Genomic DNA, 13393 nt, shown 5'->3' on the forward strand with positions numbered 1-13393 from the left:
GCTGCGAGGATGGTAGTCGCTTGCCGGACCCCGCCCGCTACCCGGGCCGGGCCGCCGCGCGACCACGCTGGAGACATGATGGCGTCATCCCCTGATCCTTCGAGCGATCCCGTGCTCGCCATCCCGGTGCTGGTGGCGGCAGACATTCAGGACGCGCTGCTGACCTCGCTGCACGACCTGCACCGCCTGCAAGGCCTGCTGGACCATGCGGCGGGCAACCTGATCCAGCGCTTTGGCGACGCCGACGCGGTGCTCACGCCCGAGCTCACCCAGGCGCACCCGCGGCTTCTGGCGCTGCGCGAGGCGCTGCGCAACGCCATTACCGAGCTGCAGTTTCACGACATGGCCACGCAACTGGTGGCGCACACCGGCAAGGTGCTCGAGGCCTGCTCCTCGCAGCTCAGCGCCGAGGCCATGGGCTCGGACGAGGGTGAAGAGCCCGCCGTGGTGCAAAGCGTGCCGCCCGAGCGCGCCAACCCGGTTACGCAAAGCGAAATGGACGCCGGCTCCATCGAGCTTTTCTGACTTGTATCAATGCCGTTACCGGTTAACCTACGAACTTCGGAGTGATTGGAGCCCCGCATGCAGTCGATACTGGCCGTCGATGATTCGCCCTCGATGCGCAAGATGGTGTCGTTCACCCTCACCAGCGCAGGATTCAAGGTGGTCGAGGCGGTGGACGGCGAGGACGCGTTCGAGAAGGCCATGGCCAACGAGATCGACCTGATCCTGGCCGACCAGAACATGCCGCGCCTCGATGGCATAGGCCTCACGCGCCGCCTGCGCGAGCATCCGCGCTTCAAGGACAAGCCCATCCTGATCCTGACCACCGAATCGAGCGACCAGATGAAGCAGGCCGGGCGCAGCGCCGGCGCGACCGGCTGGCTGGTCAAGCCCTTCGACCCCACGCGCCTGGTCGAGGTGATACGCAAGGTGATCCGCTGAGCGCGTTTGCACCGGGGCGCGCACGTCAATGCATTGAACCGAGAGGAAAGCAAACCATGGCAGACACCCATGCCCAGACCGGCGCCGCTGGCTCGGACTTCGATCTGAGCCAGTTCTATGGTGTCTTCTTCGAAGAGGCGGCCGAGAACCTCGACCAGATGGAGCAGATGCTGCTGGCGCTGGACGTGAACGCGCCCGACGACGAGGAGCTCAACGGCATCTTCCGCTGCGCGCACTCGATCAAGGGGGGCTCTGCCACCTTCGGCTTTGCCGACGTGGCCGAGCTCACGCACAAGATGGAGTCGCTGCTCGACCGCCTGCGCCGCCACGAACTGCAACTGACCCCGCCCATGGTGGACGCGCTGCTCGAATCGGCCGACGTCTCGCGCAGCCTGCTCGCGCGCCATCAGGGCGGCGAGCAGGGCGCGGCCGTGCCTACGGCCGAGCTCGTGGCGCGCATCCGGGCGCTGGCCGAAGGCGCCGCTCCGCCCCCCGCGGCGGCTGCGCCCGCGGCGCCCGTGCCGCCAGCAGCGGCGCAAGCAAGTCCTGCACCTGCCCCGGTTGCAGCGCCCAAGCCGGCGCCCGCCCCTGCGGCAGCAGCCGGCGAGCGCGCGCTGCAGATCCGCATCGGCCCGCTGGCCCAACCCGAGCTCGCCGACGCCATCAAGGACTTGTTTCGCGATATCGAGGGCCTGGGCAGCATCGAGGACCTGCCCTCGGACGAGCCGGGCGTGCGCGTCTACGCCGTCAAGACCCGATCCTCGGACGCGGAGCTGCTCGACCTCTTCGTCTTTCACGTCGCGCGCGAACAGGTGCAGATACGCGAGGCGGGCGCGCCCGCAGTCGCGCAGCCAGGCGGCGCCGGCGAGCGCGAGGAGTTCGGCTTTTTCGAGGGCGCCCCCGGCGCGCCCCATGCCGGCGGCGCGCCGGTGCCTGCGGCTGCGGCCAGCGCAGCCGCGCCGGCAGCGCCGAAGGCGCCGACAGCGGGTAGCCCGGCAAGCCAGCACAAGGCGGCGGCGCACAGCGCCATCGAGTCGAGCAGCATCCGCGTGGCGGTCAACAAGGTAGACCAGCTGATCAACCTCGTGGGCGAGCTCGTCATCACCCAGGCCATGCTCGCGCAAAACAGCCGCGACCTGGATCCGGCGCTGCACCAGCAACTGCTGGCCGGCCTGGCCGACCTGGACCGCAACACGCGCGACCTGCAGGAATCGGTCATGTCGATTCGCATGATTCCGATGTCCACCGTGTTCAGCCGTTTCCCGCGCATGCTGCGCGACCTGGCCAAGCAGCTGGGCAAGAAGGTCGAATTCGTCACCCACGGCGAGGCCACCGAGCTGGACAAGAGCCTGGTGGAGAAGATCACCGACCCGCTGACCCACCTGGTCAGAAACAGTTGCGACCACGGCATAGAGCTGCCCGCCGAGCGCCTGGCGGCGGGCAAGACCGAGCACGGCACGCTCACGCTGTCGGCCGCGCACCAGGGCGGCTCCATCGTCATCGAGGTGCGCGACGACGGGCACGGCCTGTCGCGCGAGAAGATCCTCAAGAAAGCGCGCGAGCGCGGCCTGGACGCGCCCGATTCCATGCCCGACGCCGAGGTCTGGAACCTCATCATGCTGCCAGGCTTTTCCACTGCCGAAGTGGTCACCGACGTGTCCGGGCGCGGCGTGGGCATGGACGTGGTCAAGAAGAACATCGCCGCGCTCAACGGCACGGTGGAGATCGACTCGGTCGAGGGCGCGGGCACGCGCGTGTCGGTGCGTCTGCCGCTCACGCTGGCCATCATGGACGGCATGTCGGTCGGCGTGGCCGACGAGGTCTACATCCTGCCGCTGTCCTCGGTGGTCGAGTCCTTCCAGGTCAAGCACGAGGACATCAACACCGTGGCCCAGGGCTCACAGCTCGTGAAGGTGCGCGAGGAGTACATGCCGGTGGTGTCGCTCGAGCGCATCTTCCAGGTGCCGCGCGCCGAGCCCGGCGGCGGCAACGACATCATGGTAGTGATCGAGGCCGAAGGCTCGCGCGTGGCGGTGCTGGTCGACGAGCTGCTCGGCCAGCAGCAGGTCGTGGTCAAGAACCTGGAGACCAACTACCGCAAGGTGGCCAACGTCTCGGGTGCCACCATCATGGGCGACGGCAACGTTGCCCTGATCCTCGATACCAGTGCGCTGGTGCGCCGCGCGCGCCACTGAGGCGCGCGGGCTCTGGAGAAGCAGCATGAATGCAGTCCTCAAGAAGACCGAAGAAGCCAGCGGCCCCGGGGTCGGCGAATACCTGACCTTCCGCCTGGGCAAGGAGGAATACGGCATCGACATCCTCAAGGTGCAGGAGATCCGCGGCTACGAAGACCCCACGCGCGTGGCCAACGCGCCGCCCTTCATCAAGGGCGTGTCCAACCTGCGCGGCACCATCGTGCCCATCGTGGACATGCGCCTGCGCTTTGGCTGCGAGAGCGCCGAGTACAACCACCTCACGGTGGTCATCATCCTGAACCTGCGCGAGCGCGTGGTCGGCGTGGTGGTCGATTCGGTCAGCGACGTGATCGAGCTCGGCCAGGAGCAGCTGCGCCCCGCGCCCGACATCGAAAGCGCGATCGATGCGCGCTGCATCCGCGGCCTGGGCGCCGTGGGTGAGCGCATGCTGATCCTCTTGGACATCGAGCGGCTGATGAACAACCCCGACATGGGGCTGGTGCTGGCACAGGCTTGAGCTTTGCGGCGCGCCATCGGCATGCGGGCGCAAGGGCAGGGCAGGGGCGATCGACAGGGCGGCGTGCCATGAAAGGCTTCAAGACTTCGGCCAGAAGGGCAGCGGCGCCCCCGCCGCCCCTGGCCGCTGCAGCGCCCGAGGCGGGCGGCGCGGGCGAGGCGCGCGAATTCGACTGGACCACGGCCGACTTCAAGCGCGTGCAAACCCTGATCTACCAGCGCGCCGGCATCAGCCTGCACGACGGCAAGCACGCCATGGTCTACAGCCGCCTGTCGCGCCGCCTGCGCGAGACCGGCCACACGCGCTTTGCCGATTACCTGGACTGGCTGCAGAGCCAGGACGGCGCGGAGTGGCAGGAATTCATCAACGCGCTGACCACCAACCTCACCGCCTTCTTTCGCGAGCGCCACCATTTCGAGCACTTCGCGACGCTGCTGGGCAAGCGTCCGGGCGGCCCCTGGCGCGTCTGGTGCGCGGCCGCCTCCACCGGGGAGGAGCCCTACTCCATCGTCATCAGCGCACTGCAGTCGCTCAACGCCGGCGCGCCGCTGCAGGTGCTGGCCAGCGACATCGATTCGCGCTGCATCGAGCTGGCCGAGCGCGGCGTCTACCGCACGCAAGGCCTCAAGGGTCTGGAGCGCGAGCAGCTGCAGCGCTATTTCCTGCGCGGCAAGGGCGCCAATGAAGGGCTGGTGCGCGTGCGCCCCGAACTGCGCCAGCCGGTAAGCTTTCTGAGCGTGAACCTGATCCGCGACGACTGGCCGTTTCGTGAACCCTTCGACGTGGTGTTCTGCCGCAATGTCATGATCTATTTCGACGCCCCCACCCAGCGGCGCGTGCTCGAGCGCATCCACCGCGTGCTCAAACCCGGCGGCACGCTGTACGTGGGCCACGCGGAAAACTTCAGCGAATCGCGCGACCTGTTTGCCTTGCGCGGAAAGACGGTTTATGAGCGCATTTGATGCCGCCCCTGTAGGCGCCGAGCGCCGCCGCGCCCCGCGCATCAGCGCGGCCACGCCCGAGCCGGTGCGCACCCCGGCGCGCACGCCCAGCCTGGACGAGCTCAAGAGTGCGCCGCGGCGCGCCGGCGAGGCCGCGTTCTTCTTCTTCGACCAGCGCTTTCAGTTCAACGCCGTCAAGGTGCTGCCGGGCGAATACTTCGTCTCCAACGAGAACCTGGTGGTGCAGACCGTGCTCGGCTCGTGCATTGCCGCCTGCCTGTGGGACAGCCGCAGTCGCGTCGGCGGCCTGAACCACTTCATGCTGCCCGAGGGCAGCGGCGCCGACCAGTCGGGGCGCTATGGCTCGTATGCGATGGAGCTCTTGATCAACGAGATGATGAAGCTGGGCGCGCGCCGCGAAACCCTGCAGGCCAAGATCTTCGGCGGCGGCCAGGTCATGGCCAACTTCACCGCCATGAACGTGGGCGAGCGCAACACCGCATTTGTGCAGAATTACCTCGCGACCGAGCGCATACCGATCATCGCCCAGGACGTGCTGGACATCTATCCGCGCAAGGTGGCGTTCTTCCCCGCCACCGGCAAGGCCATGGTCAAGCGCCTGGCGCACGCCCACCCCGACCTGCTCGTTGCCGAGCGTGTGCGCGGCAGCGCGGCGGCGGTGGTGCAGGTGCAGCACGGCGGCTCGGTCGATCTGTTCTGAGGGCAAGGAGTGAGGCTGGAGATGGGACGCAAGATCAGCGTGGTGGTGGTCGATGATTCCGCGCTGGTGCGCAGCCTGCTCGCGCAGATCATCAACCGCGAGCCCGACATGCAATGCATAGGCGCGGCCAACGACCCGCTGCAGGCGCGCGAGATGATCCGCAACCTCAACCCCGACGTGATCACCCTGGACGTGGAGATGCCGCGCATGGATGGCATCGACTTTCTCGGCCGGCTGATGCGCCTGCGGCCCACGCCGGTGGTGATGATCTCCACGCTGACCGAGCGCGGCGCCGAGGTCACCATGCGCGCGCTGGAGCTGGGCGCGGTGGACTTTGTCGCCAAGCCGCGCATCGGCCTGGCTTCGGGCATAGAGCAGCTTGCGGCGCAGATCACCGACAAGATCCGCATCGCGGCGCAGGCGCGGGTGCGCCGCCTGCAGACGCCCGCAGCCGGCGCCGAGGCGCAGGCGTCCGGCAGCGTGCCCGCGCGCCCCGGCCTGATCGGGCGCCTGTCGACCGAAAAAATCATCGCCATCGGCGCCTCCACCGGCGGCACCGAGGCGATTCGCGAGGTGCTCACCGCGCTGCCCGCCGACTGCCCCGCCATCGTCATCACCCAGCACATGCCGCCGGGCTTTACCACCAGCTTTGCCGCGCGCCTGAACGGCCTGTGCCAGATGACGGTGAAGGAGGCGCAAGACGGCGAGCGCATCCTGCCCGGACACGCCTACATCGCGCCCGGGGGTACGCAGTTTCGCCTCAGCCGCAGCGGCGCCAACTACCTCGCGGTGGTGGACGACGGCGCGCCCGTCAACCGCCACAAACCCTCGGTGGAGGTGTTGTTCAAGTCCGTGGCCGCACAGGTCGGGCGCAACGCCTACGGCATCATGCTCACCGGCATGGGCGACGACGGCGCCGCCGCCATGCGCGAGATGCGCGACGCAGGCAGCTACAACTTCGTGCAGGACGAGGCCAGCTGCGTGGTCTTCGGCATGCCGCGCGAGGCGATTGCCCACGGCGCGGCCGATGAGGTGTTGCCGCTCAAGGAGATCGCCGGCGCGCTGCTCGCCCGCCTGGGCAGCGCCGCCGATCGCCAGCACAACCGCATCTGAGCGCCATGGCTCCGGCGCAACAGGTGCGGTTCAGGCACGCCGCAGACCGCCGCAGGCTAGGATGCGCGACGCGCGAGGGACTTGTTCGGCGTTGCCCTAATGCTGTTCATCGCGGCTGTCCGCAGCCAGGTGGCCGGTGTCGGCCCAGCCGACCAGGCTGAGGCCCGTGTCCGGGTTCCACAGCAGGCGGTTGAGTGCGGCGTTGGGCAGTTGCCAGGTGCGCGCGGCCTGCAGGTGCTGGCGCGTGGCCAGGCGGTAGAGCATGTCCATCACGCCGCCGTGCGCAACCAGCACGATCTGCTGGTCGGCGTGGCGCGCGGCCAGTTCGTCGACGGTAGCGGCAATGCGTTCGCGCAGTGCGATCAGGTTTTCGCCGCCCTCGGGCGCGTAGTGCGGGTCGCGTTCGCGCCAGCGCCGGGCGTGTTCGGGCGCCTGGGTCTGCACCTGCACGAAGCGCAGGCCCTCGTACTGGCCGAAGCTGCGCTCGCGCAGGCGCGGCTCGGCGACGAGCGGGGCGCCGCTGGTTTGCGCCAGCGCCTGCGCCGTCTGCAGCGCGCGCTGCAGGTCGCTGCTGTAGATGCAGTCCACGGCTTGCCCGCGCAGTGCTTGGGCGAGCTGGTGCGCCTGGCGCAGGCCGGTGGCGTTCAAGCCCACGTCCTGGTGGCCCTGGATGCGGCCTTGCACGTTCCAGTCGGTTTCACCGTGGCGAATGGCAATGATGCGGGTAGGTTCTTGCATGGGCGGGCGCGGCGCGGAGCGTGGTGTGGGTCAAGAGGATTTTGCTTTGAAAAACATAGCTTGTAGCGCTTGATGCGCAAGCGCCAAAGGCATTTTTGATTACTGTGTTTTTACTACTTTTTTAATAGTAGACGCCTCGTGGCCTGCCGCCCTTGGGCCGCTGCGCCCGGCAGCCTCGGGGTTCAATCAAGAATAAATCTCATTATCATGCGGTCTTTCGCTCCCCGGGGCGGACGCTGCGGGCGCACGCCGTGCCAAGGGGTGCAGCTTCCTGGACGGGTTTATGGTGAATGATCGCAAAACCGGCGGGCAAACGCGCCGCCGCTGGATGGCCGCTGCTGCGGCCTTGTCCGCATTCGGGGCATTTGGCCGGCTGCCGCCTGCGGCGGCGCAGGGCGCGCGCCGGGCCAAGCTCACGCTGTCGGGCCCGTTTGCGCTGGTTTCCTACCCCTTGATGCGCATCGCCGACAGCGGCGCGCTGGCCGACTTTGCCGAGCAGGTGGAGTTCGTCGCCTGGAAGAGCCCCGACCAGTTGCGCGCCATCGCCATCGGCCAGACGGCGGATTTCATTGCCGCGCCGAGCAACGTGGCGGCCAATCTCTACAACCGCGGCGTGCCGCTCAAGCTGCTCGATATCAGCACCTGGGGCCTGCTGTGGATGGTCTCGCGCGAAGACGGCCTGCGCACCCTGGCGGACTTTCGCGGCAAGGAGGTGGTGATGCCGTTTCGCGGCGACATGCCCGACATCGTGTTCCAGTTGCTGGCCGAGCGGCAGGGCCTGCGCGTGGGCAGCGACATCAAGCTGCGCTACGTTGCCTCGCCGATGGATGCGATGCAACTGCTCATCACCCGCCGCGCGGACCACGCGCTGCTGGCCGAACCGGCCGTCTCCATGGGCCTGCAAAAGAGCCACTCCTTCCCGGTCAAGGTGATCGCGCCCGATCTGTATCGCAGCGTCGACTTGCAGCAGGAATGGGGCCGGGTGTTCCAGCGCCCGCCGCGCATACCCCAGGCCGGCATCGCCGCGCTCAAGAGCGTGCAGGAAGACGCCGCGCTGCTCGCGCGCTTCGAGCAGGCGCACGCCCAGGCCATGCTCTGGTGCAAGGAACACCCCAGGGAGTGCGGCGAAATGTCCGCGCGCCACGTGAGCCTGCTCACCCCCGAAGGCGTGGCCGACGCGATTGCCGCCACGCGCTCGACCATGCAGGTGGTGCCGGCCCGCCAGGCGCGCGCCGATCTGGAATTTTTCTACCAGCACCTGTTTGATCGCCAGCCTGGCCTCGTCGGTGGCAAGATGCCCGCCGCCGATTTTTACGGCTGATCGCCGCCACTGCCTGCTCCCATGTCCTTGCTGCGCCGCTGGTTCACCGGCATTCCGGCCTATCTCTGGAGCGGCTGGGGCGCGCTTGCCAGCCTGTGTCTGATGCTTGCGCTGTGGGAGGCCGTGGCGCAGGCCTACGGCCCGCTGGTGCTGCCCACACCGCTGGAGGCCGCTGACACCCTGGCACGCTGGGCAGAGCGGGGCGGCATGCTGTGGCCCGCGCTGGCCATCAGCGCGCGCCGCGCCTTCATCGGCCTGGCACTGGCGCTGGCTGCAGGCAGCCTGCTGGGCGTGCTGGCGGGCGTGTCGATGACAGCGTCGATGATGTCGCGCCCCTGGGTCACCGTGCTGCTGGGCACGCCGCCGATTGCCTGGCTGGTGCTGGCCATGCTGTGGTTCGGCACCGGCGACGGCACGCCGGTCTTCACCGTCTTCATCGCCTGTTTTCCCGTGGTCTTTCTCGGCGGCTTGCAGGGCGCGCGCACGCTGGAGCACCACTGGCGCGACCTGGCACGCGCCTTTGATCTGCCTTGGCACATGCGCGTGCTCGACGTGTATCTGCCGCACGTCATCTCCTACCTCTTTCCCGCCTGGATCGTCGCCCTGGGCAGCAGCTGGAAGGTGGTCGTCATGGCCGAACTGCTGGCCTCCGACACCGGCATAGGCGCCGAGCTGGCCGCGAGCCGCGCGCAACTGGATATGGCCGCGACGCTGGCCTGGATAGGCGCCATCGTGCTGGTGCTGCTGGCGCTGGAATACCTGCTGCTGGAGCCCATCAAGCGCGAGATCGAGCGCTGGCGCGACGCGGGTAGCGCCCGCGCGGGACGGCAGCCGTGAGCGCCGCCGCCACAACCGGTGCCACGCCGGCCGCCCTCACGGTGCAGGCGCTGTCGCATGCCTTCGGCCCGCGCGAGGTGCTGCAAGACATCACCCTGCAACTGCCCGCCGGGCACACGCTGGCGCTGGTCGGCCCTTCGGGCAGCGGCAAAAGCACCCTGCTGCACCTGTGCGCCGGCCTGCTCACGGTGCGCGCAGGCCAGGTGGACAACGGCTTTGCGCGCACCGCCATGCTGTTTCAGCAGCCGCACCTGCTGCCCTGGAAGACGGTGCTGGACAACATCGCCCTGGGCCTGAAGGCGCGCGGCCTGGGCCGGGCGCAGCGCCTCGCTCAGGCCCGCGCCATGGGTGAGGCCATGGGGCTGGACGCGCTGGCCCTGGCGCAATTTCCCGGCCAGCTCTCGGGCGGCATGCAAAGCCGCGCCGCGCTCGCGCGTGCGCTGGTGTTGCAGCCCGATTTGCTGCTGCTCGATGAGCCGTTTTCTGCCCTGGACATCGGCCTGCGCGAGCAAATGCACCAGTTGCTGCTGGCCGAGCAGGCGCGCCGCCAGCTTGCGGTGTTGATGATCACCCACGACTTGACCGAGGCCGTGGCCCTGGCCGACAGCGTGCTGGTGCTCGCTGGCGCACCCGCGCGCATCTGCTGGCGGCTGGATCTGAGCCTGCCTGCGCCATTGCGCGACGACGACTGGGTGCACCGCCAGACCGCGCTGCTGCTGGCCCAGCCCGTGGTGCGCGCCGCCTTTGAACTGCCCCCCGCCAAGGTCGAATCGCCCCGCCAGCCCGCCGTGGACGCGAGCGGCATCCAGCCCGGCCAGGCCGTGCAGCAGGTCGCCGCGCCAGACGCCCGCCGCTGCGAGGTGCCGCTGTGAAAGCCATCGCCACGCGCCCCGGCGCGCTCTGGCAGTTGCAGCACCCGCTGTGGCTGTGCCCGTTTCGCCCCTTCTTCGCGCTGGCGCTGATCTGGGCCTGGTTCGTGATGCTGCTGTGGGCCGGTTTTCTTTTCATGGGCTGGCCGCTGCCCGCCGTGCCCGGTGGCCCCTTCGTCTGGCATGCGCATGAGCTGCTGGTGGGCTTTGGCAGCGCCGCCATCGCCGGTTTCGTGCTCACCGCCGTGCCGGAATTCACCGACACCCCGGCATTCGGCGCCGCGCCGGTGCGCCGCCTGGTAGCCCTGTGGCTGATCGGCCGCGTGGCCTTCTGGTGCAGCGGCTGGTGGCCCGTGGCGGGCCTGGCGCTGGCCGGCGCCGCGCACCTCGCGCTGCTGCTGGGCCTGACCGGGCTGCTGGCCCCGCGCCTGTGGCGGGACCCGGAGCGTCGCCATCTCTCCTTCATCTGGATGCTGGTGCTGCTGGCCGCGCTGCTGGCGGGGTTTTACGCCGATGCCTTGCGCGCTGGCGAGCCGCTGCGCTGGCTGCACGCCTGGCTGGGCGCGCTGGTCGCCCTCATCATCGTCGCCATGAGCCGCATCTCCATGAGCGTGGTCAACGCCAGCATCGACGCCCAGGTGTTGCTCGACGGGCTGGAGCGCCCGCCCTATCTCGCCCGCCCGCCCCGGCGCAATCTGGCGCTGCTGGCGGTAGCGCTCTACACCGCGGCAGAGTTCCTCCAGGCGCCGGGGCAGGTCACTGCCTGGCTGGCGCTGGCGGCCATGTGCGCCGTGCTCAATCTGCTCAACGACTGGCATGTGGGCAGGCCGCTGCTGCGGCGCTGGCCGCTCATGCTCTACGGCGTCTATGGCTTCATGGCCCTGGGCTATGGCGCGATCGCGCTGGCCCGGCTCACCCAGGCCTTGAGCCCCAACGCCGGGGTGCACCTGCTGACCACGGGTGTGCTCGGGCTGAACATCTACATCGTGGTCTGCATCGCCGGCTACACCCACGCCGGGGTGGAAAAGGACGGCCGCCCCTGGGTGCTTTGGGGCGCGCTGGCGCTGATGCTCGCGGCCATGCTGCGCGCGCTGGCCTACATCGCCGCGCCTGCGGCGCTGTGGATGGGCCTGGCCGCCGCCCTGTGGTGCGCGGCCTTCATTCTGCAAAGCGCGCACATGCTGCCGGTGTTCCTGCGCCCGCGCGCCGATGGGCAGGGGGGCTGCGCAGGCGTGCTCGGCAAGCCCGGCTGAAGGCAACCTTGATTGGTTTGTGGACAAGGCAAATTTGAATAATGGCCCCATCGCGCCGCGCGGCAGGGCCGCAGGCGCAAGGCTTGACCCGGCCGCACCCTCACATTGAATCAGGAGCTTGACGTGGGCGTTTCTTCACGTGACCAGGACTTTCCGCCCTTCTTTGCCGACGTGCCCCGCATCACCGTGCGCGACAAGCTGGCCCAATTTCTCGGTGCCGCCGTGCATGGCGGCACCATGACCTACGAGTACGCCGACGCGGTGCGCCTGGCCGGCCATTCCTGCCCCACGGTGGCGGGCACCTGGCTGATGGTCTTGAACGGCCTGCGCGCGCTCTATGGCGACGAAGTGCCGGTGCGCGGCGAGATCGAGGTCTTCATGAGCGACTCGCGCGACAGCGGCGCCAACGGCGTGATCGCATCCGTGGTGCAACTGCTCACCGGCGCCGCGCCCGAGACCGGTTTTCACGGCATAGGCGGGCAGTTTTCGCGCGCCGATCTGCTCAAGTTCGACCAGCCGGTGCAAGGCGTGTTCGCTCTGCGCCGCATGGACACCGGCCGCGCGGTGCAGGTGTCGCTCAACGCCGCCGTCGTGCCCTGGACGGACGAGATGCGCGAAGTCATGCCCAGGGCCGTGGGCGGCTACGCGAGCGACGCCGACCTGGCGCGCTTTGGCGAGCTCTGGCAGGGCAGGGTGCGCAAGATGCTGACCGAGCACGCGAGCGATCCGCAAATGATCCATGTGAGCGACTGGCAGCCGCGCGCCTGAGAACTGCCGTGCGGCGCGGCCGAAAAAAAAGCGCCCGGCCGCAAGGACCGGGCGCCGCGCGCGGTGCAGCAGAAGCCTACTGCACTACCTGCGCGAGCGTGCCTGAGGCATAGCGCATCGCCATCTCAGCCAGGCTCAGGCCCTTGATCTTGCTGCCCTGGCCTTCGCAGCCGAACTCGAGGTAGCGCGCCTTGCACACCGCCTTGGCGGCCTCGCGCGCGGGTTTCATCCACTCGCGCATGTCGAACTTTTCCGGGTTTTCCACCTGGAACTTGCGCACCGCGCCGGTCATGGCCATGCGGATGTCGGTGTCGATGTTGATCTTGCGCACGCCGTGCTTGATCGCTTCCTGGATCTCCTTGACCGGCACGCCCCAGGTCTGCTTCATCTTGCCGCCATGCGCATTGATGATGGCCAGCAGCTCCTGCGGCACGCTGGAGCTGCCGTGCATCACCAGGTGGGTGTTGGGCAGGCGGGCGTGGATTTCCTTGACGCGCGCGATCGACAGCACGTCGCCTGTGGGCGGGCGGGTGAACTTGTAGGCGCCGTGGCTGGTGCCGATGGCGATCGCCAGCGCATCGAGCAGCGTGGCCTTGACGAACTGCGCCGCCTCCTCGGGGTCGGTGAGCAACTGGTCGTGGCTGAGTTTGCCGGCCGCGCCTATGCCGTCTTCCTCGCCGGCCTCACCGGTTTCCAGCGACCCGAGGCAGCCGAGCTCGCCTTCCACGGTCACGCCCACCTTGTGCGCCATCGCGACCACTTCCCGGGTCACGCGCACGTTGTAGTCGAAGTCCGACGGCGTCTTGCCGTCTTCCAGCAGCGAGCCGTCCATCATCACCGAACCAAAGCCCAGCGCAATCGCGCCCTCGCAGACCTTGGGGCTGGTGCCGTGGTCCTGGTGCATCACCATGGGAATGTGCGGCCAGGCTTCGCAGGCGGCGGTGATCAGGTGCTTGATGAAGGGCTCGCCCGCATACTTGCGCGCGCCGGCGCTCGCCTGCAGGATGACCGGCGCGCCCACTTCGTCGGCGGCGGACATCACGGCCTGCACCTGCTCCAGGTTGTTGACATTGAAAGCGGGAATGCCATAGCCGTTTTCCGCGGCATGGTCCAAAAGTTCGCGCATCGAAACTAGAGGCATGTGGGGGCTCCGTCCGTAAGTAAAAAAGCTGCAG

14 protein-coding genes are annotated in these 13393 nt (G+C 68.6%); 12 read left to right on the forward strand and 2 right to left on the reverse strand.

Annotation, left to right across the window (positions count from 1 at the left end):
• Positions 1–78 precede the first annotated feature (78 nt).
• The 7 genes from KUD94_RS13770 to KUD94_RS13800 all read left to right on the forward strand — a co-directional run bounded on the left by KUD94_RS13770 (position 79) and on the right by KUD94_RS13800 (position 6432).
• Positions 79–525, forward strand: a complete 447-nt coding sequence (locus tag KUD94_RS13770; protein ID WP_218239311.1) for a hypothetical protein — start codon at positions 79–81, stop codon at positions 523–525.
• Between the two features lie 57 nt (positions 526–582).
• Positions 583–945 (forward strand): response regulator, encoded by a 363-nt coding sequence (locus KUD94_RS13775; RefSeq protein ID WP_218237747.1) that lies wholly within the window; start codon positions 583–585, stop codon positions 943–945.
• A 56-nt stretch (positions 946–1001) separates the two neighbouring features.
• Positions 1002–3140, forward strand: a complete 2139-nt coding sequence (locus tag KUD94_RS13780) for a chemotaxis protein CheA (RefSeq protein WP_218237748.1) — start codon at positions 1002–1004, stop codon at positions 3138–3140.
• Between the two features lie 25 nt (positions 3141–3165).
• Positions 3166–3657: a chemotaxis protein CheW gene (locus KUD94_RS13785; protein WP_218237749.1), complete on the forward strand. Its 492-nt coding sequence runs from the start codon at positions 3166–3168 to the stop codon at positions 3655–3657.
• Between the two features lie 68 nt (positions 3658–3725).
• Entirely contained in the window at positions 3726–4619 is an 894-nt protein-coding gene (locus KUD94_RS13790; protein ID WP_218237750.1) for a CheR family methyltransferase, read from the forward strand.
• Positions 4606–5319 (forward strand): chemoreceptor glutamine deamidase CheD, encoded by a 714-nt coding sequence (gene cheD, locus KUD94_RS13795; RefSeq protein ID WP_218237751.1) that lies wholly within the window; start codon positions 4606–4608, stop codon positions 5317–5319. The genes KUD94_RS13790 and cheD overlap by 14 nt, the downstream gene beginning before the upstream one ends.
• Before the next feature lie 21 nt (positions 5320–5340).
• Positions 5341–6432: a chemotaxis response regulator protein-glutamate methylesterase gene (locus KUD94_RS13800; RefSeq protein WP_218237752.1), complete on the forward strand. Its 1092-nt coding sequence runs from the start codon at positions 5341–5343 to the stop codon at positions 6430–6432.
• Between the two features lie 96 nt (positions 6433–6528).
• On the opposite strand, the gene KUD94_RS13805 is transcribed toward KUD94_RS13800, so the two are convergent.
• Entirely contained in the window at positions 6529–7170 is a 642-nt protein-coding gene (locus KUD94_RS13805) for a histidine phosphatase family protein (protein WP_218237753.1), read from the reverse strand.
• Positions 7171–7453: 283 nt separating this feature from the next.
• On the opposite strand from KUD94_RS13805, the gene KUD94_RS13810 reads away from it, so the two are divergent.
• From KUD94_RS13810 to KUD94_RS13830, 5 genes are all read left to right on the forward strand, one after another.
• Complete coding sequence (locus tag KUD94_RS13810) at positions 7454–8491, forward strand: ABC transporter substrate-binding protein (protein WP_255568850.1); 1038 nt, start codon at positions 7454–7456, stop codon at positions 8489–8491.
• A 21-nt stretch (positions 8492–8512) separates the two neighbouring features.
• Positions 8513–9328, forward strand: a complete 816-nt coding sequence (locus KUD94_RS13815; protein ID WP_218237754.1) for an ABC transporter permease — start codon at positions 8513–8515, stop codon at positions 9326–9328.
• The gene (locus KUD94_RS13820; RefSeq protein WP_218237755.1) at positions 9325–10200 is read left to right on the forward strand and encodes an ABC transporter ATP-binding protein; all 876 of its coding nucleotides are present in this window, start codon (positions 9325–9327) and stop codon (positions 10198–10200) included. The genes KUD94_RS13815 and KUD94_RS13820 overlap by 4 nt, the downstream gene beginning before the upstream one ends.
• On the forward strand, positions 10197–11450 hold the full coding sequence (locus tag KUD94_RS13825) for an NnrS family protein (protein ID WP_255568851.1): 1254 nt from the start codon (positions 10197–10199) through the stop codon (positions 11448–11450). The genes KUD94_RS13820 and KUD94_RS13825 overlap by 4 nt, the downstream gene beginning before the upstream one ends.
• Before the next feature lie 123 nt (positions 11451–11573).
• Entirely contained in the window at positions 11574–12218 is a 645-nt protein-coding gene (locus KUD94_RS13830; RefSeq protein WP_218237756.1) for an FmdE family protein, read from the forward strand.
• Between the two features lie 76 nt (positions 12219–12294).
• Here KUD94_RS13830 and fba read toward each other — a convergent pair whose 3' ends face one another.
• A complete protein-coding gene (gene fba / locus KUD94_RS13835; RefSeq protein ID WP_218237757.1) occupies positions 12295–13359 on the reverse strand; it encodes a class II fructose-bisphosphate aldolase in 1065 nt (354 codons plus the stop codon).
• Between the last annotated feature and the right edge of the window lie 34 nt (positions 13360–13393).

Source organism: Comamonas sp. NLF-1-9, assembly GCF_019195435.1.
Taxonomy (GTDB): Bacteria; Pseudomonadota; Gammaproteobacteria; order Burkholderiales; family Burkholderiaceae_C; genus Comamonas_C.

Coding starts and splice junctions, on each gene's coding strand:
- KUD94_RS13770 (WP_218239311.1), top strand. CDS start 79: ATGGCGTCATCCCCTGATCCTTCGAGCGATCCCGTGCTCGCCATCCCG.
- KUD94_RS13775 (WP_218237747.1), top strand. CDS start 583: ATGCAGTCGATACTGGCCGTCGATGATTCGCCCTCGATGCGCAAGATG.
- KUD94_RS13780 (WP_218237748.1), top strand. CDS start 1,002: ATGGCAGACACCCATGCCCAGACCGGCGCCGCTGGCTCGGACTTCGAT.
- KUD94_RS13785 (WP_218237749.1), top strand. CDS start 3,166: ATGAATGCAGTCCTCAAGAAGACCGAAGAAGCCAGCGGCCCCGGGGTC.
- KUD94_RS13790 (WP_218237750.1), top strand. CDS start 3,726: ATGAAAGGCTTCAAGACTTCGGCCAGAAGGGCAGCGGCGCCCCCGCCG.
- cheD (WP_218237751.1), top strand. CDS start 4,606: ATGAGCGCATTTGATGCCGCCCCTGTAGGCGCCGAGCGCCGCCGCGCC.
- KUD94_RS13800 (WP_218237752.1), top strand. CDS start 5,341: ATGGGACGCAAGATCAGCGTGGTGGTGGTCGATGATTCCGCGCTGGTG.
- KUD94_RS13805 (WP_218237753.1), bottom strand. CDS start 7,170: ATGCAAGAACCTACCCGCATCATTGCCATTCGCCACGGTGAAACCGAC.
- KUD94_RS13810 (WP_255568850.1), top strand. CDS start 7,454: ATGGTGAATGATCGCAAAACCGGCGGGCAAACGCGCCGCCGCTGGATG.
- KUD94_RS13815 (WP_218237754.1), top strand. CDS start 8,513: ATGTCCTTGCTGCGCCGCTGGTTCACCGGCATTCCGGCCTATCTCTGG.
- fba (WP_218237757.1), bottom strand. CDS start 13,359: ATGCCTCTAGTTTCGATGCGCGAACTTTTGGACCATGCCGCGGAAAAC.